This is a genomic window from Streptosporangium sp. NBC_01469, assembly GCF_036227305.1.
Taxonomy (GTDB): Bacteria; Actinomycetota; Actinomycetes; order Streptosporangiales; family Streptosporangiaceae; genus Streptosporangium.
The window spans coordinates 8385984-8406602 of the sequence record NZ_CP109465.1 but is presented as its reverse complement, the minus strand read 5'-3'; the positions used below and the strand labels follow the sequence as shown (position 1 = coordinate 8406602).

The 20619-nt window shown below is 71.8% G+C and carries 20 protein-coding genes; 11 read left to right on the top strand and 9 right to left on the bottom strand.

The window, feature by feature from the left end; all coding sequences use genetic code 11:
• Window positions 1-31: 31 nt before the first annotated feature.
• A complete protein-coding gene (locus OG587_RS36540) occupies window positions 32-991 on the bottom strand; it encodes a phosphotransferase (RefSeq protein ID WP_329083364.1) in 960 nt (319 codons plus the stop codon).
• 57 nt (window positions 992-1048) lie between these two features.
• Here OG587_RS36540 and OG587_RS36535 point away from each other — a divergent pair, with 57 nt between their 5' ends.
• The 4 genes from OG587_RS36535 (at window position 1049) to OG587_RS36520 (ending at window position 5277) form a co-directional block, all read left to right on the top strand.
• Entirely contained in the window at window positions 1049-1948 is a 900-nt protein-coding gene (locus OG587_RS36535; RefSeq protein WP_329083363.1) for a TIGR03619 family F420-dependent LLM class oxidoreductase, read from the top strand.
• A gap of 187 nt (window positions 1949-2135) precedes the next feature.
• A complete protein-coding gene (locus tag OG587_RS36530) occupies window positions 2136-2918 on the top strand; it encodes an HAD-IIA family hydrolase (RefSeq protein ID WP_329083362.1) in 783 nt (260 codons plus the stop codon).
• A gap of 150 nt (window positions 2919-3068) precedes the next feature.
• Complete coding sequence (locus OG587_RS36525) at window positions 3069-3701, top strand: hypothetical protein (RefSeq protein WP_329083361.1); 633 nt, start codon at window positions 3069-3071, stop codon at window positions 3699-3701.
• A gap of 187 nt (window positions 3702-3888) precedes the next feature.
• Window positions 3889-5277, top strand: coding sequence for a glycosyltransferase family 39 protein (locus OG587_RS36520; protein WP_329083360.1), 1389 nt, complete (start codon window positions 3889-3891; stop codon window positions 5275-5277).
• 130 nt (window positions 5278-5407) lie between these two features.
• Here the strand turns inward: OG587_RS36520 and OG587_RS36515 are convergent, their stop codons facing one another.
• The gene (locus OG587_RS36515) at window positions 5408-5854 is read right to left on the bottom strand and encodes an NUDIX hydrolase (RefSeq protein ID WP_329083359.1); all 447 of its coding nucleotides are present in this window, start codon (window positions 5852-5854) and stop codon (window positions 5408-5410) included.
• A 111-nt stretch (window positions 5855-5965) separates the two neighbouring features.
• Complete coding sequence (gene arfB / locus OG587_RS36510; RefSeq protein ID WP_329083358.1) at window positions 5966-6388, bottom strand: alternative ribosome rescue aminoacyl-tRNA hydrolase ArfB; 423 nt, start codon at window positions 6386-6388, stop codon at window positions 5966-5968.
• A 238-nt stretch (window positions 6389-6626) separates the two neighbouring features.
• Between arfB and OG587_RS36505 the strand changes: the two genes are divergently transcribed.
• The 3 genes from OG587_RS36505 (at window position 6627) to OG587_RS36495 (ending at window position 9839) form a co-directional block, all read left to right on the top strand.
• Window positions 6627-7460 carry a hypothetical protein gene (locus tag OG587_RS36505; protein WP_329083357.1) on the top strand — a complete coding sequence of 278 codons (834 nt, stop codon included), beginning with the start codon at window positions 6627-6629 and terminating at the stop codon, window positions 7458-7460.
• Between the two features lie 278 nt (window positions 7461-7738).
• Window positions 7739-9280 (top strand): alkaline phosphatase D family protein, encoded by a 1542-nt coding sequence (locus tag OG587_RS36500; RefSeq protein ID WP_329083356.1) that lies wholly within the window; start codon window positions 7739-7741, stop codon window positions 9278-9280.
• 43 nt (window positions 9281-9323) lie between these two features.
• Complete coding sequence (locus tag OG587_RS36495) at window positions 9324-9839, top strand: hypothetical protein (protein WP_329083355.1); 516 nt, start codon at window positions 9324-9326, stop codon at window positions 9837-9839.
• A 33-nt stretch (window positions 9840-9872) separates the two neighbouring features.
• Here OG587_RS36495 and OG587_RS36490 read toward each other — a convergent pair whose 3' ends face one another.
• Window positions 9873-11087, bottom strand: coding sequence for an ROK family transcriptional regulator (locus tag OG587_RS36490; RefSeq protein ID WP_329083354.1), 1215 nt, complete (start codon window positions 11085-11087; stop codon window positions 9873-9875).
• Between the two features lie 198 nt (window positions 11088-11285).
• The gene (locus OG587_RS36485) at window positions 11286-12707 is read right to left on the bottom strand and encodes an FG-GAP repeat protein (protein ID WP_329083353.1); all 1422 of its coding nucleotides are present in this window, start codon (window positions 12705-12707) and stop codon (window positions 11286-11288) included.
• 95 nt (window positions 12708-12802) lie between these two features.
• On the opposite strand from OG587_RS36485, the gene OG587_RS36480 reads away from it, so the two are divergent.
• Window positions 12803-14032, top strand: coding sequence for a cytochrome P450 (locus OG587_RS36480; RefSeq protein ID WP_329083352.1), 1230 nt, complete (start codon window positions 12803-12805; stop codon window positions 14030-14032).
• A gap of 3 nt (window positions 14033-14035) precedes the next feature.
• On the opposite strand, the gene OG587_RS36475 is transcribed toward OG587_RS36480, so the two are convergent.
• Window positions 14036-15463, bottom strand: coding sequence for an MFS transporter (locus OG587_RS36475; RefSeq protein WP_329083351.1), 1428 nt, complete (start codon window positions 15461-15463; stop codon window positions 14036-14038).
• 174 nt (window positions 15464-15637) lie between these two features.
• On the opposite strand from OG587_RS36475, the gene OG587_RS36470 reads away from it, so the two are divergent.
• Entirely contained in the window at window positions 15638-16594 is a 957-nt protein-coding gene (locus OG587_RS36470) for an STM4015 family protein (RefSeq protein WP_329083350.1), read from the top strand.
• A 112-nt stretch (window positions 16595-16706) separates the two neighbouring features.
• Window positions 16707-17819, top strand: coding sequence for an STM4014 family protein (locus tag OG587_RS36465; protein WP_329083349.1), 1113 nt, complete (start codon window positions 16707-16709; stop codon window positions 17817-17819).
• Window positions 17820-17940: 121 nt separating this feature from the next.
• Here the strand turns inward: OG587_RS36465 and OG587_RS36460 are convergent, their stop codons facing one another.
• Together OG587_RS36460 and OG587_RS36455 are read right to left on the bottom strand one after the other, a co-directional pair.
• Complete coding sequence (locus OG587_RS36460; RefSeq protein ID WP_329083348.1) at window positions 17941-18573, bottom strand: TetR/AcrR family transcriptional regulator; 633 nt, start codon at window positions 18571-18573, stop codon at window positions 17941-17943.
• A 65-nt stretch (window positions 18574-18638) separates the two neighbouring features.
• Window positions 18639-19295 (bottom strand): TetR/AcrR family transcriptional regulator, encoded by a 657-nt coding sequence (locus tag OG587_RS36455; RefSeq protein WP_329083347.1) that lies wholly within the window; start codon window positions 19293-19295, stop codon window positions 18639-18641.
• A 91-nt stretch (window positions 19296-19386) separates the two neighbouring features.
• Here OG587_RS36455 and OG587_RS36450 point away from each other — a divergent pair, with 91 nt between their 5' ends.
• Window positions 19387-19758: a DoxX family protein gene (locus OG587_RS36450; RefSeq protein WP_329083346.1), complete on the top strand. Its 372-nt coding sequence runs from the start codon at window positions 19387-19389 to the stop codon at window positions 19756-19758.
• A gap of 204 nt (window positions 19759-19962) precedes the next feature.
• On the opposite strand, the gene OG587_RS36445 is transcribed toward OG587_RS36450, so the two are convergent.
• A complete protein-coding gene (locus tag OG587_RS36445) occupies window positions 19963-20616 on the bottom strand; it encodes a biliverdin-producing heme oxygenase (RefSeq protein ID WP_329083345.1) in 654 nt (217 codons plus the stop codon).
• Between the last annotated feature and the right edge of the window lie 3 nt (window positions 20617-20619).

The window sequence follows — 20619 nt, the reverse complement described above, 5'->3', positions numbered from 1 at the left end:
TGTTCTGGCGTGGTAACCGAGTAACCACAACCTACTGCGTGGGCACACTATGGCAGGCGCTTCGATGCCGGACAATCCTCAGGCAGGCCTCGACCAGCATCTCCTCCACCTCGTCCAGTGGACGCCCCGCCCGTTCCGCGGCGGCCACCGCGGCCGCCGCGAGCTGCACGGTCATCGCCTGCGCCGGAATCTCCAGCCGTCCCCACGGGTCGCCGTCCGGCGGGACGGCGACCCCGCCCGCGGCGCGGTAGGCCCCGAGGAAGCGCTGCCACACCTCGGGCTCCAGCAATCCGGCCGCGAACCAGGCGGCGGGCCTGGACAGATCCCAGGCCTGGTCGCCGAGGCCCAGGTCGTCGACGTCGATGAGGATCCACCTGTCCGGCGCGCGGACCATCTGGCCCATGTGCCAGTCGCCGTGGGTCAGGCCGGAAGCCGTACCCGAAGAACCACCAGCCGTACCGAGGGAGCCGCCGGGAGCCGCGACGGCGGAGTTCGTACCGGCGGGTGAGGAGGAGGGCAGGCAGGTGAAGGCCCGGCGCACCGCCAGCTCGGCGGCGGAGCGGTCGCCCAGGCGGGCGACGGTCGAGGCCACCCGCGCCGGTCCTCCCGCGGCCCGCAGCGGGGGCAGTGCCCGAGCCGGTACGGCGTGCAGCCGGGCCAGCAGCCGGGCGGCGGCCTCCCAGGGCGCCGCGTCCGGATCCGCGTGGTCCACCGGCGTCCCGGCCGGCCAGACGGTGACCAGCCGATCCCCGGCGGTGATGACCTCCTCGGTCACCGGTTCGAGCATGATCCCGCGCAGCGCCGGGTGCGCGGTGGCCCGCATCCGCTCCACCAGCGGTTCCCGCTCCGCACCCGGCGCGTGCGCCTTGACCACCACGGAACCGGCCCGCACGATGATCACGTCCGGCCTGGTCGGCAGGACCGTGCCGGGCACACCGCCGTACCGGGCGCCGATCCGGCGCAGTTCGTCGATCAGGTCCTCGCTGTCCATCCGGCAAGTGAACCACCGGTCGGCGGTCCCGCCCACCGGCGGAATAAAGTGCGAGGTATGAGGATTGGTTTCGCGGCGCCGGTCTCGGGGTCCTGGGCGACGCCGGGCAACATGGCGCGGGTCGCCCGGGGGGCCGAGGATCTCGGCTACCACGAGCTGTGGACCTTCCAGCGCCTGCTCTACCCGCAGGGCCATCCCATGGGCCCGGCCTATCGCGACGTGCACGACCCGGTGGTCACGCTCGCCTACCTGGCGGGCCTCACGAGCCGCGTCCGGCTGGGGGTGGCGGTGCTCAACATGCCGTTCGCCTCGCCCGCGCTGATGGCCAAGCAGCTGGCGAGCCTGCAGGCGCTCTCCGGCGGGCGGCTGGACGCGGGGCTCGGCCTGGGGTGGCTGCCCGAGGAGTTCGTCGCCTCCGGGGTGCCGCTCGAGCGGCGCGGGCGGCGCGCGGAGGAGTACGTCCCGCTGCTGCGGCGCCTGTGGACGGAGGAGACCGTGGAGCACAAGGGCGAGTTCTACGAGCTGCCCCCCGTGCACCAGGGCCCCAAGCCGCCCGTCGTGCCACCGATCCTGCTGGGCGGTTCCGCCGAGGTGGCGCTGAGGCGCGCGGGGCGGCTGGCGGACGGCTGGATCAGTTCGAGCCGCGAGGACCTCGGCCGCATCGGCGAGAGGATCTCCATCGTCAAGGAGGCGGCTCGTGCCGCCGGGCGTGATCCCGAGGCGCTGCGCTTCGTCACCCGGGGCGCCACCCGGGTCCGTCCTCCGGGAGCGCCCGGCCGCGAGCCGCTGACCGGCTCGTTCGAGGAGATCAGGCGGGACGTCGACGAGCTCGCGGCCAAGGGGGTGACCGAGGTCTTCCACGACCTCAACTTCGACCCGGAGATCGGATCGCCCGACGCCGACCCCGGGGAGTCGATGCGCAGGGCGGAGGCCGCGCTGGAGGCACTCGCGCCCTGACCGGGCGTCCGGCCCGGCGTACGGGGCCGATCGATGAACGGATCCGGCGGGCCGCGCGGTGGCCCGAGGCCCGCGTGGACGACCGTTCACCTCCGCGATGCTCCGATGTACGGGTCTGATGACGCGTGACCGACCCGGCCCTGTCATTCTTGTTCCGGTACGTACCCGGCCCAAACAGGGGAGAACGGTGGACGAGCGCAAGCCGATCGAGTGCTGGCTGTCGGACATGGACGGGGTCCTCGTCCACGAGGGACACCCGGTGCCCGGTGCCGACGAGTTCATCCGACGCCTGCGCGAGTCGGGCAAGCGGTTCCTCGTGCTGACCAACAACTCGATATACACCCCGCGCGACCTGGCCGTACGGCTGCGCGCGGCCGGTCTGGAGATCCCGCCGGAGTCGATCTGGACCTCCGCGCTGGCCACGGCCAAGTTCCTGGACGGCCAGCGCCCCGGCGGCTCGGCGTACGTGGTGGGGGAGGCGGGCCTGACCACCGCGCTGCACGAGGTCGGCTACGTCCTGACCGACATCGCCCCCGACTACGTGGTCCTCGGCGAGACCCGCACGTACAGCTTCACGCAGATCACCCGGGCGATCCGGCTCATCGAGGGCGGTGCCCGGTTCATCGCCACCAACCCCGACCCGGTCGGGCCGTCGAACGAGGGGTCGCTGCCCGCCTGCGGCGCGGTCGCCGCGATGATCACCAAGGCGACCGGGGTGGAGCCCTACTTCGTGGGCAAGCCCAACCCGATGATGATGCGCAGCGCGCTGCGGGCCATCGACGGTCACAGCGAGAGCACCGCCATGATCGGCGATCGGATGGACACCGACATCGTCTCCGGCATGGAGGCCGGGCTGCACACGATCCTGGTGCTCAGCGGAGTCGTCAGCAAGGACCAGGTCGATCGCTACCCGTTCCGCCCGTCCATGGTGGTCGACTCGGTCGCGGACCTGATCGAGCTGATCGACTAGGGTCCGCCCGGCCGGGCGGGAGTGTCCGGAACGCTGGAAATATCGGCATAAGGGGATCGGGGTGGGCTCACGGTCGTTCCCGCTCCGGGTTCTCGCTGACGGGGACATTCCTGCCGTGGGCTGTCAGGTATGGGTGCCATGCTGTCGCCCATGACGCGTGTTTACCTGGAGATCGGCCCGAAGAAGGTTTTCGCCTGCTCGGTGGAGTGGCCGGGGTGGTGCCGGATCGGCCGGTCCGAGGAGGAGGCGCTCGATGCGCTGATGACGTACGCGCCGCGCTACCGGGTGGTCGCGGAGCGGGCCGGGCTGGTCTTCGAGCCGGAGGACCCGGTGGTGGTGGAGCGGGCCAAGGGCGGCACCACCACGGACTTCGGGGCCATCGAGGCGATCCCGTCACTCGACGCCGAGCCGGTGGACGAGACCGAGGCGGGCCGGACCGTCGCGCTGCTCGGGGCGGCCTGGGAACTCTTCGGCGAGACCACCAGCACCTCGCCGGAGGAGTTGCGCAAGGGCCCGCGCGGCGGTGGCAGGGACCGCGACAAGATGGCCGCCCACGTCGTCAACGCCGAGCGCGCGTACGCCCGCAAGATCGGTGTCCGCCACAAGCCCGTCCGTGAGCCGTCGGCCCTGGCGGCGATGCGCGCCGACCTCGTCGCGGTGCTGTCCCGGCCCTCCGACGGCCGTCCGCCGGTCCCCGGCGGCTGGCCCGCCCGCTACGCCGCCCGCCGCATCGCCTGGCACGTCGTCGACCACCTGTGGGAGATGGAGGACCGCCGCTCCTAGCCGCGTACCGTGGGTGCCGTTGGCGTCCTCGGCGCCACCGGTTCACGGCCTGTCCGGCCCGCCCGCGGCCGGGGGCGATCCGCCCGGGCGTCGCATCGGTCGCGTTCATGGTGTGAAATAGCGCGATGTGATGGGTGTTGTGGAGAAGGACAGAGTTCGACCCCGTGAGCGATCCCGCCTGCCGGAGATGATCCCCGCGGTGGCGGCGATGCTGATCGGGCTCTGGGGCATCACCACGCCCTCGTTCTGGCGCGACGAGTCGGTCAGCACCCTGGCCGCCGCGATGCCCATCGGCGACCTGTGGCACCTGCTCGACAGCATCGACCGGGTGCACGCGCTGTACTATCTCCTGCTCCGGCCGGTCGCCGCGCTCTCGACCGGCGAGCTGGCCATGCGCCTGCCCTCGGTCGTCGCCACGGCCGCCGCCGCGTACGGCATCGCGGTCCTGGGCAGGAAGCTCGCCACCCCGGGGGCGGGCCTTCTCGCCGCGTCGCTCTACGTCGTGCTGCCGATGGTGAGCCGGTACGCCCAGGAGGTGCGCAGCTACGCGATCGTGACGGCGGTGGCCGTCCTGGCCACCTGGGTGCTGATCGAGGCGACGAGGCGGTCGAGCCGCCGGTGGTACCTGGCCTACGGCGCCTGCCTGGTGCTGCTCGGCTGGTTCCACGTCTACGCCCTGCTGCTGGTCGTCGCGCACGTGGTGACGGTGCTGTGGGGCCGCGCGTCGTCATCGTCGTTGTCGTCACCGTCGTCCCGGCCCGATGTCGTGCGGTTCGCCGGGGCGCTGGCCGTGGCCGGGGCCGGGATCGCCCCGCTCGCGCTCCTGGCGGCCGGCCAGCGCGAGACCCAGCTGTCGTGGCTGAAGCCGCCGAAGCCCAGTGACCTCCCCTGGCTCGGGGAGCAGGTCGCGGGCAACGTGTGGGTGGCACTGCTCCTGGTCGCCCTCATGGTCGTCGGGGCGTTCTCCGGGGGGCGGCTGACGGCGGTCGCGCTGCCCTGGGCGCTGCTGCCGTTCGTGTCCATGGCGATCTCCCTGGTCCATCCGGTCTACAACCCGAGGTACGTGCTCTTCGCCGTCCCCGCCATGACGCTGCTCGCCGGCGCGGGCCTGAACGCCCTGCGGCCCCGGGCGCTGGGCTGGATCGGGCTGGTCCTCGTCGCGGCGCTGACCGTCCCGACGCACCTGACGATCCGCGAGCCGGACACGCGGCCCGACAACCTGCGCGACATGGCGGCCACGCTGCTGGCCAGGCAGCGCCCCGGTGACGCCGTGCTCTACGTGGACGAGTACAGGCGCCTGTTCAGCGCCGTGTACGAGGACGCGTACCGGAACCTGCGCGACCTCACCTACGCTCCCGACCGGCGTACGCCGAGGACCGCCGCGCAGCTCACGGCGGCCCTGGACGGTGTCGAGCGCGTCTGGCTGGTCACCGGCGGCAGGAAGCACATGAACAGGGCGTTCGTGGAGGACGACGAGCGCTATCTGGCCCTCATGGCCAACCGCGACTTCGCCCTGAGGTCCACCGACGACTTCGGGTACTCGTGGATCGGTCTCTACGTCCGCAAACGGCGCTGACCTCGGAGAACCCCGTCTTCCCTGGCCGTCACGCGCGGGCGCCGGGCACCGGCCGCCGGCGTGGTGCCGCCCCGGCCTTCGCACGCGGGGCCGGGCGGAAGGCGACCGGCCCGGATCTCCGCGCGCGAGGTCAGGCGATCAGGACGGGCAGGCGGGTGACGGTGTCGGCGAGGTAGACGCCGAGCTCCGGGGGGACGAGGTTGATGGCGGAGATCTCGGCCGGGTCGAGCGGGAGCCGTACCACCTCGTACTCGCCGCAGGCGGGGTCGTCGAACTCCGGGCCGCAGCGCAGCGCGGGATCCATGGAGACCAGGCGGCAGCCGTAGATGTGCTGGGTCTTGACCCCCTCGTCGCGCAGGCACTCCAGGGTGGTCAGCGGGGTGACGCCGGAGACGACGGCACCCAGCTCCTCCATGACCTCGCGGTGCAGGGTGTGCTCCAGGGAGGCGTCCTCGGGCTCGACGTGACCGCCGGGAATGGACCAGTAGAGCTCCTTGCCGGGGACCGTGCGCCGGAACACCACCAGCCGGTCGTCGTCGAGGAGGACGGCGCGGACGCTCGGCACGACAGCAGACATGGGGTCATTGTGTCATCGTCCCGGCGACACGAACCGTATCCGGGCCCGGGGATCCGGGATTTCCGTACGGCACGGACGGTCGGCCACCTCGCGGCGAGCGGGAAGGAGGGTCTAGTCGTGGTCCCTGCGCAGGCGCTTGAGGTCGGAGCGTTGCTTCTTGGCGGTGATCCGCCGCTCGACCGCGCCCCTGCTCGGCTTGGTCGGGCGGCGCTTCTTGGGCGGCGGGGCGATCGCCTCACGCAGGATCTGGGCCAGGCGCATCTCGGCGGCCTCGCGGTTGCGCAGCTGGGAGCGGAACTCCGAGGCGGCGATGGTGATCACCCCGTTCACCAGGCGGGGACCGAGGCGCTCGAGGGCGCGGGCCTTGAAGACGGGACCCAGCGTCTCGGTGGCGGCCAGGTCGAAGCTGAGCTCGACCCGGCTGTCGGTGGTGTTGACCCCCTGGCCGCCGGGGCCGGAGGAACGGGAGAACCGCCAGCCGAGCTCGGCCTCGGGGACCGAGACCGAGCCGCTGATCTGGAGCGGACCGGGCATGGCGGTGACTTCCTTCACAAGAGGGGGTGTGTTGCCAGGGTATCGAGGAGCCATAAGCGTGGATCAAATGGTTTTATGCCCAGTTTGATACCTGTTGATGATTTTGGGGTCGCCGCAGTCTCCGCCGGAGCCGCCTCGGCCTTGTGGGGCGGGGCTTTCTTCCGCCACAGTTGCCCGGGGGCACGTGTTGTCAAACATCCACGAAAACAGGGAATCCGAAAGCAGGAGGCGGGGGCGCATGGACACCATCGTCGGCGTGCACGGCATCGGCAAATACCGCTACTACCGCGACGCGGGTAACTCGGTCACCGGCGCCGCCGTCGCGATGCGCGACAAATGGGACCGCTACCTGCACAAGGGCCTGACCGGCGGCAAGCCGCACGCCAAGGAACGCTACGTCACCGAGATCGCCTATTACGCCCACCTGCTGGGCGAGAGCAAGGACGACTCCGTACGCGCGGTGCAGAGCATGGACGTCGGCGCCCAGGAGGTCTTCGTCGCCTGGGCCAAGCAGCTCGACGCGGTGGGGGAGGGGCTGACCGGCGCCCTGCACCGGATGGCCGGCTGGCTGCTGGACCGGCTGGAGGTCAACGCCGCCGACTTCGCCAGGCTCTTCTGCCCCGAGGTCGCCGCCTACATGGCCGCCGGGGGCGAGGCGCGCGCGAAGTCCCGGGCGGCCGTGGCCGAGGTGATCAGACGCAACCGCCCCAAGGTGGTGATCGCGCACTCGCTGGGCAGCGTGGTGACGTACGAGACGCTCTGGGCCAACCCCGACCTGGAGGTCGATCTGCTGATCACCCTCGGCAGCCCGCTCGGCATGCGCAACGTGATCTTCGAGCGCCTGATGCCCGCCCCGGTCAACGGCTGGGGCGAGCGGCCACGCAAGGTCAAGCGGTGGGTCAACATCGCCGACAAGGACGACATCGCGGCGATTCCGCCGGGGCTGAGGGCCTGCTTCACCGGGGTCGACCAGGAGTCCCTGGTCAACCTCGACTGGCTCGACTTCCACACCGTGGAGAAATACCTGGGCTGCGGCGCCCTCAACCCCCACCTCAAGCCCTACCTGCGCTGACCTCGCCCTTACTTCCCACCTCGCCGGTCCGGGCCACCGCCGAGTTTCCGGCTCACCGTCGTCCGCGTTCGCCGCGGCTCCCGTTCACCGTCCCGGGCCGCCGTCACCGCCGGTGCCGCGCGGCCACCGGCGGGAGGCCGGCCCTTCGCCACGATGTCGCCCGAAGGTCGGCCGTTGTTCAATCACCGTGGGTAAGGCACTTGTCTGTGCAACGGCTGTTCATCTCGCCTTGATTCGCAGGCCACGGCAGGGAAAGCTGAAACGGCTGCACTGATGACGTGGAGCAGAAGCCGTCACGCAGAGTGTTCCTTTCCGTCGCCGCCGCGGGTGCGGGCGGCCTGTTGCTGACCGGGGCGGGGCTCGGCCCCTCCCGGACCCTCGCCCGCGACCCGTTCACCCTCGGCGTCGCCTCCGGCGACCCGTCGAAGGACGGGGTCGTGCTGTGGACCAGGCTCGCCCTCGACCCGCTCGGCCTGAACGGCCGGGGTGGCATGCCGGTCAGGGACGTGGACGTCGAGTGGCAGCTCGCCACCGACGAGCGGTTCTCCAAGGTGGTCCGCGAGGGCACCGAGACCGCGCGCTGGAAGCAGGCGCACAGCGTCCACGTCGAGGTCGACGGCCTGGAGCCCGGCCGGGAGTATTTCTACCGCTTCCGCACCGAGGGCCACCTGTCGCCGACCGGCCGCACCCGTACGGCCCCGTCCGCCCTCTCCCCGCTGACCTTCGCCGTCGCCGCCTGCGCCCACTACGAGCACGGCTTCTACACGGCGTACCGGAGACTGGCCGAGCAGGACCCGGAGCTGGTCGTGCACCTGGGCGACTACATGTACGAGTACGGTCCCCAGGGATACACGGCGCTGGGCGGGAGCGTCCGGCAGCACACCTGGGGCAAGTGCGCCACGCTGGCCGACTACCGGATGCGCCACGCGCAGTACAAGAGCGACACCGACCTGCAGGCGGCGCACGCGGTCGCGCCGTGGCTGGTGGCCTTCGACGATCACGAGATCGAGAACAACTGGGCGGGGGACGTCTCCAGCTCCGGCGCCCCGGCGTTCGCCCGGCGCAGGGCCAACGCCTTCCAGGCCTACTACGAGAACATGCCGCTGCGCAGGACGAGCGTGCCCGGAGGGGCGTCGATGCGGGTCCACCGCCGGGTGGACTGGGGGCCGCTGGCCCGTTTCCACCTGCTCGACACCCGGCAGTTCCGTGACGACCAGGCGTGCGAGGACGGGCTCAGATCCGGCTGCGACGACCGGCTCGCGACCGGCCGCACCCTTCTCGGCGAGGACCAGCGGCGCTGGCTGCTGGACGGCCTCGCGAGCTCGGGCGCCCGCTGGAACCTGGTCGGCCAGCAGATCCTGATGGCCCAGCGCGACTCCAAGGTCGGGCCGGGGACCGAGGTCAACATGGACTCCTGGGACGGCTACGCCGCCGAGCGCACCCGGCTGCTGACCGGTTTCCGCGACTCGGGCGCGGCCAACCCGGTCGTGCTGACCGGCGACGCGCACATGCACCACGCGGCGGACCTCAGACTCGACTTCGACGACCCCGACTCGCCCCGCGTGGCGGTGGAGCTCGTCACCTCCTCGATCGCCAGCGACGGCGACGGCTACCGGGACGAGGGCCGGATCGCCGAGACGGTCGCGGAGAACCCGCACATCTCCTACCTCGACCAGCGGCGCGGCTACATCGTCTGCCGGGTCACCCCGGAGGCGCTGCAGGCCGACTTCCGCACGCTCGACTACATCAGCAGGCGCGGCGCCCCCGCGAAGACCGGCGCCCGGTTCACCGTGCCGTCAGGACAGGCGTCACTGACCTGAAACGTGAGAGGAATTCCAGAAAATTTGGTGGATGATGCCGCTTATGAGTCCCCTCACCGCGAGGCTCACCGCCGCGGCTCTCGCCGCGGCGCTGGGCGGCACCCTCCTCTCCCCGACCCCCGCCACAGCCGCCGGATCCGCCTTATCCGCCGCACCCGCGGTCGCGCCCTCCGCCATCGGGTACACGGTCGCCTTCCCGGCGCACGTCCGCCGGGGCGAATCCCTCGTCTACTCGGTCAAGGTCCGTAACAGGAAAGCCAGTGGCCAGCGCTACGTGGCGCTCATCGGGGACTTCTCGAACCGCTTCCGCAGGATCAAGGTGGTCTCCAAGCCGCGCAGCGTCAAATGCACGGTGAAGGGCCGTGACCTGTCGTGCTGGATCACCTCCCTCGACAAGGGCGACTCGACGACCGTGCGGATCCGCGCCTGGGCCGGTTCGCGCCGGGGCACGGCGACCGCCGCGTTCGGCGTGATCGCCACGTCCGACGGGGACGCCGACATCCGCAAGCTCAGAAAGGAGATCGGCCGCAAGATCAAGGCCAGCACGCGCATCCGCTGACCTCGCTCCCGCCCCGGATTCCGGGAGCCGGGATCAGATCCCGGCCCGGTTCCGGGGGCGCGCGGAGACGCCGTTCGGCTTGGGGGCCGGGCTCGCCTGCAGGAGATCCTCGATCACGAGGGTGGCGGCGCCCAGCGCGACCGAGTCGACGCCGAGGCGCCCCAGGCCGATGGAGACCGTCTTGTACGGCTGCGCCAGGCAGTTGTCCGCGGCGACCTTCCTGATCCTCGTCAGCAGGTGCTCGCCGAGCAGCACGCCGGCCCAGCCGCCGATGATGATCCGCTCGGGATTGAACAGGTTGATCAGGTTGGCCAGCCCGACGCCCAGGTAGGTGACGGTCTCGTCGATGACCGGGGAGCCCGCGGCCACCAGCTCGGCCAGCGCGGCCTGCTCGTCGACGGTCTCCGTCCAGACCCCGGCACGTTCCAGGATGCCCCTGGCCCCCACGTACGCCTCCAGGCAGCCCCGGCCGCCGCAGCGGCACCTGTGCCCGCCGACCATGATCTTCGTGTGGCCCCACTCGCCCGCGCTGCTGTTCGCCCCCAGGTAGGTGGCTCCGTCGGTGATGATGCTCGCCCCGACTCCCGAGCCGATCAGCACCACCACGGCGTGCCTGGCCATGCGCCCGACGCCGAACCACAGCTCGGCCTGCCCCATCGACTTGGCGCCGTTGTCCACGAAGAGCGGCAGGTCGGTGCCCGCCCGCAGCAGCCTGCCGAGCGGCACCGCGTCCCACCCGAAGGTCGGGGCGTGGATCAGGGCGTCGGACCCCATCTCGACGACCCCCGGAACCCCCACCCCCACGCCGAGCACCCGCTCCCTGGGCACCCCGCTCTCGCCGAGGACCACGTCGATGCCCGCGAGGATGTGGCGGACGACCAGATCGACGTCGTGCCCGGCCGGGCGCAGCGCGTACTCGGCCCTGGCCTGCCGGTTCATGTCCAGGTCGAAGAGCTCGACGCGCACGTGCGTCTCGCCGACGTCGACGCCGACGGCGTAGCCGTGGGTGGTGTTGACCCGCAGCAGCACGCGGGGCCTGCCCCCGTCGGAGTCCGCCAGACCGGCCTCGACGATGATCCCGCTCGCGAGCAGGTCTCCCGTCACGTTGCTCACGGTGGCGGGGCTGAGCCCGATGGTCTCACTGAGCTCCTGGCGGCTGGCGGGTCCCTCGAAGTAGAGGGCGCGCAAAACGATGGCTCGGTTGCCCCGGCGTAGGTCGCGGACGGTCCTCTGCTGTGCGTCGAACATGTCCATCATCTTAGGTAGCGACGTGAAAAAAGCGGCTGACAATCTTCTTCCGCCGGTGGTGGAAGCTCGTATCGATCAGGCCGGTTTGAGCCGCGAATTAAAAAGGGAGCCGTCCACCGCGGGGAGGCGGCGCCTCTCCACGGCGGGCTTTTACCGCAGGTTCACCACAGACCTCCACCGCTGGTCCACCGCGGGCCCCTACCGCGGGGAGGACGGGCTCGCGAAGGTGTAGCCGAACAGGGTGTCCTTGGGGGCGCTGGCCAGGGTCTTCGCCGTCGACGGGCGGATGCCCGGGTAGGAGCCCTTCCGCACGGTTCCGCGCAGCAGGGTGAGCCTGCCGCTGCCCGGGGCGGCGACGACCAGGCCGCGGCCGGTGACCGTGGCCAGGGCTCCGCCGAAGTCGCCGCCCTCGCCGGTGACCAGCAGATTGTGGTTCCTGGTGAGGCCGCCGGAGCGGGTTCCCGCGAGCACCTGGACGGCGTTCTCGCCCGGCACGCCGATCGCCAGCTCGTCGTCACCGTCGCCGTTGAGGTCCCCGGCGGCGAGGGCGGCGCCGAAGCGGTCGAAGTAGCGCGGCTCCCCCTTCACGGAGCGCTGCGACCAGGCCTCGGAGACCGCCGTACGCAGCCCAGAGCGGGAGCCGTAGACGACGTGCACGGTGCCGTCGCCGTAGTCCATCGCCCGCTGGTTGCTGCTGAGCCCCTCGCCCGGCACGCCGATCGCCAGGTCGTCGCGGCCGTCGGCGTTGAAGTCGCCGGTGGCCAGGGCGGTGCCGAAGAAGTCCCAGACCTCGGCGAGGCCGCTGATCCAGGGGCTGTCCTGGGTGAGCATGGTCGCCCTGCGGCGCCGGACGTCGAGGACGGTGACCGAGCCCTGGCCGTTCTTCAGCACGGTGTCCGCGGGGGCGCCCACGGCGATCTCGGCCCGGCCGTTCCCGTCGAAGTCCCCGGTGGCGAGCACCGCGCCGAACTGGTCGGTCTCCCGCTCGCGCTGCCCCACCCAGCCGGTCTCCTGCGTGATCATGTACGGCTTGCGCCCCTTGAGCCCGTACACCCCGACCGCGCCGCCGCCCAGCCCGGGGGCGCCGATCACCAGCTCGTCGTCGCCGTCGCCGTCCAGGTCCCCCGCCGCGAGCGCGGCGCCGAACCGGCCCGGCTCCCGCTTGCGGCCCAGGTCCCCGGCGTCGATCATCTTGCCGGGCCGCAGGCCGCCGGGCGAGCCGTGGAACAGCTGCACGGCGCCGTCGCCGTCCTCTCCCGGCCGGGAGCGGTCCTCCTCCGAGACGCCCACGGCCAGGTCGGCGCAGCGGTCGCCGTCGAAGTCACCGGTCGCCAGCGCCGAGCCGAACGAGTCCCCGGTCTCGCTCTCGCCGGGCACCCCGGCCCCGTCCTGGGTCAGTTCCCCGGCGGTACGCATGCCGTACAGCACGGTGACCGCCCCCGCGCGGGCGTGGTCGCCGGAGCGGGTGTAGGGCGCGGCGACCGCGAGATCGGCCCGCCCGTCGCCGTCGAAGTCGGAGGGTACGCCGGAGCAGGCGCCGGCCGACGCGTGGGCCGGGAAAGCTGAGGCGGGGACCAGCAGGGAGGCGAGGACTGCGGAGGTGAGGAGCGCGGCTCTCATACCTGTGATGGTTTCCGGTGATTCGGACACACGGCCCACCGGGACATGAAATTCAAGTGGCCGGTACGCGTAAAGAACATGCCAGGATTGGCGGCATGGAAATCGACCTGGCCGACCTGGGATTCTGGCGGCGGCCGCTCAAGGAGCGGCACGAGGCGTTCGCGCGGCTTCGGGATCTCGACAAGCCGGTGTTCTTCGAGGAGAAGCGGGTCCCGCTGCTCCGCTCGGGCAAGGGTTTCTACGCGCTGGTCCGGCACGCCGACGTGGTGGAGGCCAGCCGCAACGCCAAGGTGTTCTCCAGCGAGCCCGGGGTGACCAGCCCCGAGCCGCCCGGCTGGGTCAAGCACGTGTTCGGCGAGTCCATGGTCAACATGGACGACCCCCGGCACGCCCGGCTCCGCCGCATCGTCTCCCGCGCGTTCAGCCCGAAGATGCTGGGCAATCTGCAGGGCGACATCGACGCCGCGTGCGCGCGGATCGTCGACGACGTGACGGCCTCGGGGCCCGGCGACTTCGTCGGCCAGGTGGCCGCCAAGCTTCCCATCCACGTCATCTGCGACATGATGGGCGTCCCCGACGACGTGCGGGCCAGGGTCCACCAGCACGTCGACGTCTCCACCGCCTACTCCGGCGTGCGGCCCAGCCTGGCCCACACCGTCAGGATGGCCGCCCAGAACACGCTCGCGCTGCTCGCCCTGCAGCGCCTGGTGATCAACCTCGGCAAGGAGCGCTCGCAGGCGCCGCGCAACGACCTCGTCTCGGCGCTCGTCACCGCCAACGTCGACGGCGAGAGGCTGACCGACCGCGAGCTGGGATCGTTCTTCACGCTGCTGCTCGTGGCGGGCAACGAGACGGCCCGCAACACCATGGCGCACGGCATCAAGCTGCTGACCGACAACCCCGAGCAGCGGCGGCTGCTGGCCGGCGACTTCGACGCGCACATCGGCGGCGCGATCGAGGAGATGGTCCGCCACGTCTCACCGATCATGCAGTTCCGCCGTACCGTCACCGAGGACTACGACCTGCGCGGCCTGCACCTGAAGGCGGGCGACAAGGTCGTGCTCTTCTACGGCTCGGCCAACCGCGACGAGACGGTCTTCCCAGACGCCGACCGGTTCGACATCACCCGCGACACCAAGCCCCACGTGGGCTTCGGCGGTCCCGGACCGCACTTCTGCCTGGGCGCCAACCTCGCCAGGCAGGAGATCAAAGCGATGTTCCGCGAGCTGTTCACCCGGCTGCCGGAGATCCGCTCGGTCGGCGAGCCCGACCTGCTGGTGTCCAACTTCGACAACAGCGTCCGCAGCCAGGCGTTCACCTTCTGAGGTTCACTTGCCCGGCTGGGGGGCCGTCACCGGGCAGCCCAGCTTCGGCTCCGCCTGGATCAGCACGTTCTCCCGGATGGTGAGGAAGGTGAGCAGCGCCGCGACGCCCAGCATCGACGCGCTGACCAGCATCGTCGTGTGGAACCCGGTGGTGAAGATCTCGGGGGAGTCGTAGGCGTCGCCGGTCAGCCCGGCCAGCGGGGGGATCGCGGCCACCGCGAGCAGCCCGCCGGTCCTGGCGACGGCGTTGTTGACGCCGCTCGCCACCCCCGCGTGGCGCTCGGCGGCGGTGGCCAGCACCGTCGCGGTGAGCGGCGCGACCGCCGCCGACAGGCCCAGCCCGAACAGGGCCGTCGGGAGCAGCACGTCCACCACGTACGACGAGCCGGGGCCGATCCGCGACATCAGCAGCAGGGCCCCGGCGCAGAGCAGGATGCCGGCCGTCATCGGCAGCCGGGGCCCGAACCGCTTGGCCAGCTCGCCCGCGCGCGACGACAGCAGCAGCATCAGGATCGTCACCGGGATCATCGAGGTCCCGGCCAGCAGCGGGGAGAAGCCCGCCGACACCTGCAGCTGGACGACCAGGAGGAAGAACACCACGCCCATCGCGGCGTACATGATGAAGGTGACGACGTTGACCGCGGTGAACACCCTCGACGCGAAGACCTCGACCGGTACGAGCGCCTCGGGCGAGCGCCTGATCTCCAGCCAGACGAAGGCCGCGCCCAGCAGCACGCCCACCGTGATCGGGACGATCGCCAGGTCGATCAGGCCGTAGGTGATCCCGGCCAGCGCCAGTGCCGCCAGCGCCGCGCCCAGGACGTCGAACCGGCCGGTGGCCTCGGAGTTCCTGCTCTCCGGGACGTGCCGTACGGCGACCGCCACGACGAGGGCCGCCAGCGGCAGGTTGATCAGGAACACCCAGCGCCATCCGGCCGTCTCGACCAGCCACCCGCCGAGCAGCGGGCCGACGGCCGCGGCAACCCCGCCCAGGCCCGACCACGCCCCGATAGCCCGGGGCCGGTCATCGCGGTCGAAGGACGCCTGGATGATGGCGAGGGATCCCGGGGTGAGCAGCGCCCCGCCGACGCCCTGCAGGGCACGGGCCGAGATCAGCGTCTCCACGTTGGGCGCCAGGCCGCACAGGGCCGACGCGAGGGCGAACCAGACGACGCCGACCAGGAAGACCCTGCGCCTGCCGTACCGGTCGCCGAGCGATCCGCCCAGCAGGATCAGGCCCGCCAGCGTGAGGGTGTAGGCGTTGACCGTCCACTGCAGCCCCGCCATGTCGGCGCCGAGATCGGCGCCGAGCGCGGGCAGGGCCACGTTGACGACCGTGCCGTCCAGCATGGCCATGCCGGAGCCGAGCACGGTGGTCAGGAGAACCCAGCGACCCGTCGCGGAGTTGAAACGGATGTGACCATTGTCCATGCTGCTCATCATCGCCGACCTTACGCACCCCTCTGACCGGCGCCGGAGGCTCCGGAAGGGGGCGGTCACCTCGATGACCGCCCTCGCACCCGTCCGGCCGCGTTCGCGACTCCGAGAGGGGCGCGCCTCTGGTAGGACGGTCTGGTCACAGCCGAGCCTGACGGGGAGCCTCTGATGGAGTACAGCGAGTTCAACGACGACGTCGACGGCCTCTACCGCGGAGACTACGCGGGCCTGCCCATCGTGAGCCTGCGTCCCCCGGGCGCCCCCATGCCCCCGGCCGGCGAGGCCGCGTGGCGGGTCTCGGTCCACGTCTACAACGCCAAGGAGACCTTCGAGGAGCACTTCGCGCGCTTCACCGAGACCGTCGACACCACCGAGGTCAGGGCGCTCATCGTCGGAGGCTGGGCCGAGGCCTACGAGAAGGACGCGTCGGGGCCCATCCGGCTGCTGACGGAGAACGCGGCGCGCTTCCCCGCGCTGCGCTCGCTCTTCTTCGCCGCGATGCCGCAGGAGGAGTGCGAGATCTCCTGGATCCAGCAGAGCGACGTCACGCCGTTGCTGGAGTCCTTCCCGTCGCTGGAGCGGCTGGAGGTCCGGGGCGGGACGGGCCTGGAGTTGCGGCCGGTCGGGCACGAGCACCTCAGGGTGCTGCGCTTCGAGGCGGGCGGGCTGCCCGCCTCCGTGGTCAGGGCGGTCGGCATGAGCGAGTTCCCCGCGCTCGAATACCTGGAGGCCTGGCTCGGCACGAGCGAGTACGGCGGCGAGACCACCGCGGCCGACCTGGAGAACATCCTGTCCGGCGAGCGGCTGCCCGCGCTCAGGCACCTGGGGCTGCAGAACAGCGAGATCCAGGACGAGGTCGCCGCTCTCGTCGCCTCCGCCCCCGTCGTGGCCCGGCTGGAGTCGCTCGCCCAGTCGATGGGCGTGCTCGGCGACGAGGGCGCCGAGGCCCTGCTGTCGGGGCGGCCCCTCACCCACCTCGAACGCCTGGACCTGCACCACCACTACCTGACCGACGCCATGGTCGAGCGCCTCACCTCGGCGTTCTCCGGCTCCGGCGTCCAGCTCGACGTGTCAGACCAGAGGGAGCCCGACGGCGAGTGGCGCTACGTCGCGGTCGCCGAGTGAGCGGGTTCCGGGTGGACGGGTCCCGGGTGGGCGGGTTCCGAGTGAGCGGGCCCCAGGTGGGCGGGCACGGTCGCGACCGGTCTTCGGCCACACGGCGTGTCGCGGTCGCCGGGTGACCGCCCTCGCCGTCGTCGGCACGCCGGGCGACCGGCGGGTGACCATGTTCGCCGACGCCTGCGCCCGGCAGGGGCTGGACGGCCCCGCCGTCGTGCCGTGGACGTCCGTGCTGCGCGGCGAGGAGATCCGGCTCGCGCCGGAGACGCTCGTGCGGATCGACTCGCCGGGGGAGGACGCCGAGGCGGACGCGCTGCTGCGCGGCCCCGGCGAGCCGTCCCGGGTCGGCGGCGGCGCCCGCTGGTACGCCGGGTTCGTCGCCGGGGCCGCCCGGGTCCGCCGGGCCGTGGCCGCGACGCCGGGGGCGGTGCTGCTCGCCGACGTCGAGGACGTCTCGGTGATGTTCGACAAGCGGCTGTGCCACGCCAGGCTGTCGGCGGCCGGGGTGCCGGTGCCGCCGGCCCTCGCCGGGCCGGTCGGCGGCTACGCCGAGCTCCGCGAGCGGATGGGCGAGGCCCGCTGGGGCCGGGTGTTCGTCAAACCGGCCCACGGCTCGTCGGCCTCCGGCGTCATCGCCCTGCACGCGTCGGGCCGCCGGGTCAGGGCGGTGACCTCGGCGGAGCTGGCCTCCGGCGAGCTGCACAACTCCCTGAGGGTCAGGTGCTACGAGGACGAGCCCGACCTCGCGGCGATCGTCGGACTGCTGGCCCCGGACGGCCTCCACGTCGAGCGCTGGTTTCCCAAGGCGAGCCTCGGCGGGCGCGCGATCGACCTGAGGGTGGTCGTCGTGGACGGCACGCCCACCCACGCGGTCGTCCGCGCGGGCCGCGGCCCCATGACCAACCTCCACCTCGGTGGCGTACGGGGTGATCTGGGCGCCGTCACGGCCGCTCTCGGCCCCCGGGGGTGGGAGCGGGCCCTGGAGATCTGCGCGCGGGCGGCGGCCTGCTTCCCCGGGAGCCTCGCCGTCGGGGTCGACCTGATGATCGGGGTCGACTGGCGGGAGTTCGCGGTGGCCGAGGTGAACGCGTTCGGCGACCTGCTTCCCGGGCTGGAGGGCCTGCCCGGCGGCGGGGCCGAGGGCCTCGACACGTACGGCGCCCAGGTCCGCGCGATCTTCGCCCGGCACACACCCCGGCGGTCTCGGCGGCGGAGCGGGGGCGTGACTTGAACGAGGTGGGACAGCCATGCCCTCCGAGCCGGGTTCCGTACGAGCGTTTCCTCGGCCGCTGCCGGGACCTCGCCGCGCGGGGTCCGTGCCGCGCGCCGGGTGACGGCCGTTCCCGCGGGGCTCAGACTCCGTCAGGGGAGCCAGGGGAATCCGGGACGCTTCGGGAACCGAGGCCGCGGAGCACGAAACCCGAGACGATCCTCTCGGCCTCCTCGGGCGTCACCTCGCCGCTGAGCAGCGGTACCCGCTCGGCGCCGATGACGGCGAGGATGATCCGGGCGGCGGCGGCCACGTCGGGGACCTGGAAGTCGCCCGACGACACGCCGCTGTCGATGATGCCCGTCAGGATGCGCTGCATCGGCTCGACGTGGTCGGCCAGGCGCTGGTAGGCGTCGGGGCCCAGTGCCGCCGACAGGTCGGCGGGGCCGGGGTGGGGGTGGGCGAGCAGCCCGTCGAGCTGGAGCCTGACGAAGACCCGCAGCCGCTCGGCGGGCGAGGCGCGGTCGGGCAGCTCCCGCTCGTAGCTGTCGATGAAGTAGTGCGTCACCCGCTCGGTGAAGGCGAGCAGCAGCGCCGCCTTGTCCGGGAAGTAGTTGTACAGGACGGTGCGGGTGATCTCGGCCTCGCTCGCCACGTCGGTCATGGAGATGGCGTCGATGCCCTGGTTCCGCGAGAGACGGGAGACGGCCCGCAGGATGCGATCCTGGGTCTGGGCGCGGTGCTCGCCGATGGTCGCGGCCGAAATCCGGGGCATGGCCCCATGGTCGCACAGTACCGGCACCTCGGTCAGACGCCGCCGTGCGGTCCCTCGCGGCGAGGTCAGCGATGAGGCCGGGCCGTGAGCATCGCGTTGCGCATGTCCTCGGCGCTGGGGGCCGGGGGGAGCGGGGGAGCGATCCGATCGGCGCGGCCGGTGCGGCACGCGTCGAGGATCAGGCCGATCAGCCGCCGCCACGCCTCCGGGGCGGCGCAGCGCGTGGAGCCGAGCACCCCGGCGTTGGCCATCATGATCAGCATCAGGTCCTGGCCGGTGAAGTCGGCGCGCAGCGTCCCGGCGCGACGGGCCCGCCCGATCACCCGGTCGACCGCCGCCAGCGCCCGCGCCCTCGGCGCCTCCAGCGCCTCCCCGGGGAAGCAGGAGGTGAGGCCCTCGGTCACCCCCCGGTCGGCGGCCTGCATCCCGCAGATGTGCTCGACCAGTCCGGCGAACGCCTCCCACGGGTCGTCGGCGCGTTCCGCCGCCTCGGCGGCCTCGACGAACTCGGCCATGCGGTCGGCCAGGATCGCCTCGATGAGTGCCTCGCGGTCGGGGAAGCGCCGGTAGAGGGTGGCGATGTTCACCTCGGCCCGGCGGGCGATCTCCTCCAGGGGCACGTCGAGCCCGCCCTCACGGAAAGCGACGCGCGCCGCCGCCACGATCCGTTCCCTGTTGATCTCGGCGTCCTTGCGCAATCCCCGCCGTTTGCACGCGTCCATGAATCGATTCTACAAAGTGAAGGCCAACCTGCGGTTATGCTACGGTGGCCCGAAGCGAAGGGCCGCCTTCACTTATTTTCTCGGAGTCGTCATGAACGTCGCCCTCTGGATCGCGCAGATCCTGCTCGCCGCGGTCTTCCTCCTCGCGGGTTTCGTCAAGTCCACCAGGTCCCGCCAGGATCTGTCCGGCCAGATGCCGTGGGTGGAGAGCTTCTCGGACGGGCAGGTCAGGACCATCGGGATCCTTGAGCTGCTGGCAGGAATCGGCCTCATCCTGCCCGCCGCCACCGGCATTCTGCCCGTCCTGGCCCCGCTCGCCGCCGTCGGCCTGGTGATCACGATGATCGGTGCCATCGCCGTGCACCTCCGGCGCAAGGAGTATCCGGGGATCGCGATCAACGTGGTGTTCCTCGTGCTGGCCGCCTTCGTGGCCTGGGGCCGCTTCGGGCCCTACGCCTTCTGAGGGCTCCCTCAAGCCTTCCGGAGGTCCCTCGCCTTCCGGGTCTCCGCGCCGTTCCGGGATTCGGCGGCCCCGCGGAGCCCTTCGAGATCCCGGCCTTCGGGGCCCCTCGCCCCTCGGGTCATGCGCCTTCGAGGCCGCCGGACGTGGAGACGCCCGGTACGGAATTCCGTACCGGGCGTCTCCACGCTGGGAGGACGTCCGGGATCAGGCGACGAGCTCGGACCGGGCCACCCGGCCGAGCTCGCCCAGGACCTCGGTGTTGAGCAGGTACGCGAGCCTGGTCTCGCGGATCAGCCGCCCCTTCTCCGCCTCGTTCAGGGGAAGGGCGTCCAGCCGGGCCCGATACTCGTTCTTGAAGCGGGGCAGGCTGCCGATCCCCTCGAAGAGGTAGAAGTCGACGCCGCCGCCCGGCTGGTAGCCGTAGATCTTCTGCAGCTCCATCCGGATGAACTGGCCGCCGGACAGGTCGCCCATGTAGCGGGTGTAGTGGTGGGCGATGTAGCCGCCCGGCCAGGTGGCCACCTGGTTGATGCGGGCGACCAGGGTCAGGGTCGGCTTGGAGGGCTCGATCCTGCTTCGCCAACCGGACCCGTAGATCGTCTCCAGGTCGCGGACCAGCGCCTCCTCCCGGTAGAGCTCGGGGAGGACGAACGGCGCCGCGACGGGATCCGCGGCCAGCGAGCGGGAGGCGCTCTCCAGGGCCACGTAGGCGAAGTAGTGCTGGGCGACCATCTCGCCGTAGGCCTCGGGGCTGAGGCTGCCCGCCATCAGTGCCTTGAGGTAGCTCTCGTCCTCGGCGGACTCGTGATCACCCCAGGTGGCGTTCCTGAGGACTTCCGAGAAGGGCGAATCGCTCATGAT

Excerpts from the sequence above, each read along its gene's own strand:
- OG587_RS36540 (WP_329083364.1), bottom strand. The coding sequence starts at position 991 with ATGGACAGCGAGGACCTGATCGACGAACTGCGCCGGATCGGCGCCCGG.
- OG587_RS36535 (WP_329083363.1), top strand. The coding sequence starts at position 1,049 with ATGAGGATTGGTTTCGCGGCGCCGGTCTCGGGGTCCTGGGCGACGCCG.
- OG587_RS36525 (WP_329083361.1), top strand. The coding sequence starts at position 3,069 with ATGACGCGTGTTTACCTGGAGATCGGCCCGAAGAAGGTTTTCGCCTGC.
- OG587_RS36520 (WP_329083360.1), top strand. The coding sequence starts at position 3,889 with ATGATCCCCGCGGTGGCGGCGATGCTGATCGGGCTCTGGGGCATCACC.
- OG587_RS36515 (WP_329083359.1), bottom strand. The coding sequence starts at position 5,854 with ATGTCTGCTGTCGTGCCGAGCGTCCGCGCCGTCCTCCTCGACGACGAC.
- arfB (WP_329083358.1), bottom strand. The coding sequence starts at position 6,388 with ATGCCCGGTCCGCTCCAGATCAGCGGCTCGGTCTCGGTCCCCGAGGCC.
- OG587_RS36505 (WP_329083357.1), top strand. The coding sequence starts at position 6,627 with ATGGACACCATCGTCGGCGTGCACGGCATCGGCAAATACCGCTACTAC.
- OG587_RS36495 (WP_329083355.1), top strand. The coding sequence starts at position 9,324 with ATGAGTCCCCTCACCGCGAGGCTCACCGCCGCGGCTCTCGCCGCGGCG.
- OG587_RS36490 (WP_329083354.1), bottom strand. The coding sequence starts at position 11,087 with ATGTTCGACGCACAGCAGAGGACCGTCCGCGACCTACGCCGGGGCAAC.
- OG587_RS36485 (WP_329083353.1), bottom strand. The coding sequence starts at position 12,707 with ATGAGAGCCGCGCTCCTCACCTCCGCAGTCCTCGCCTCCCTGCTGGTC.
- OG587_RS36480 (WP_329083352.1), top strand. The coding sequence starts at position 12,803 with ATGGAAATCGACCTGGCCGACCTGGGATTCTGGCGGCGGCCGCTCAAG.
- OG587_RS36475 (WP_329083351.1), bottom strand. The coding sequence starts at position 15,463 with ATGGACAATGGTCACATCCGTTTCAACTCCGCGACGGGTCGCTGGGTT.
- OG587_RS36470 (WP_329083350.1), top strand. The coding sequence starts at position 15,638 with ATGGAGTACAGCGAGTTCAACGACGACGTCGACGGCCTCTACCGCGGA.
- OG587_RS36460 (WP_329083348.1), bottom strand. The coding sequence starts at position 18,573 with ATGCCCCGGATTTCGGCCGCGACCATCGGCGAGCACCGCGCCCAGACC.
- OG587_RS36455 (WP_329083347.1), bottom strand. The coding sequence starts at position 19,295 with ATGGACGCGTGCAAACGGCGGGGATTGCGCAAGGACGCCGAGATCAAC.
- OG587_RS36450 (WP_329083346.1), top strand. The coding sequence starts at position 19,387 with ATGAACGTCGCCCTCTGGATCGCGCAGATCCTGCTCGCCGCGGTCTTC.
- OG587_RS36445 (WP_329083345.1), bottom strand. The coding sequence starts at position 20,616 with ATGAGCGATTCGCCCTTCTCGGAAGTCCTCAGGAACGCCACCTGGGGT.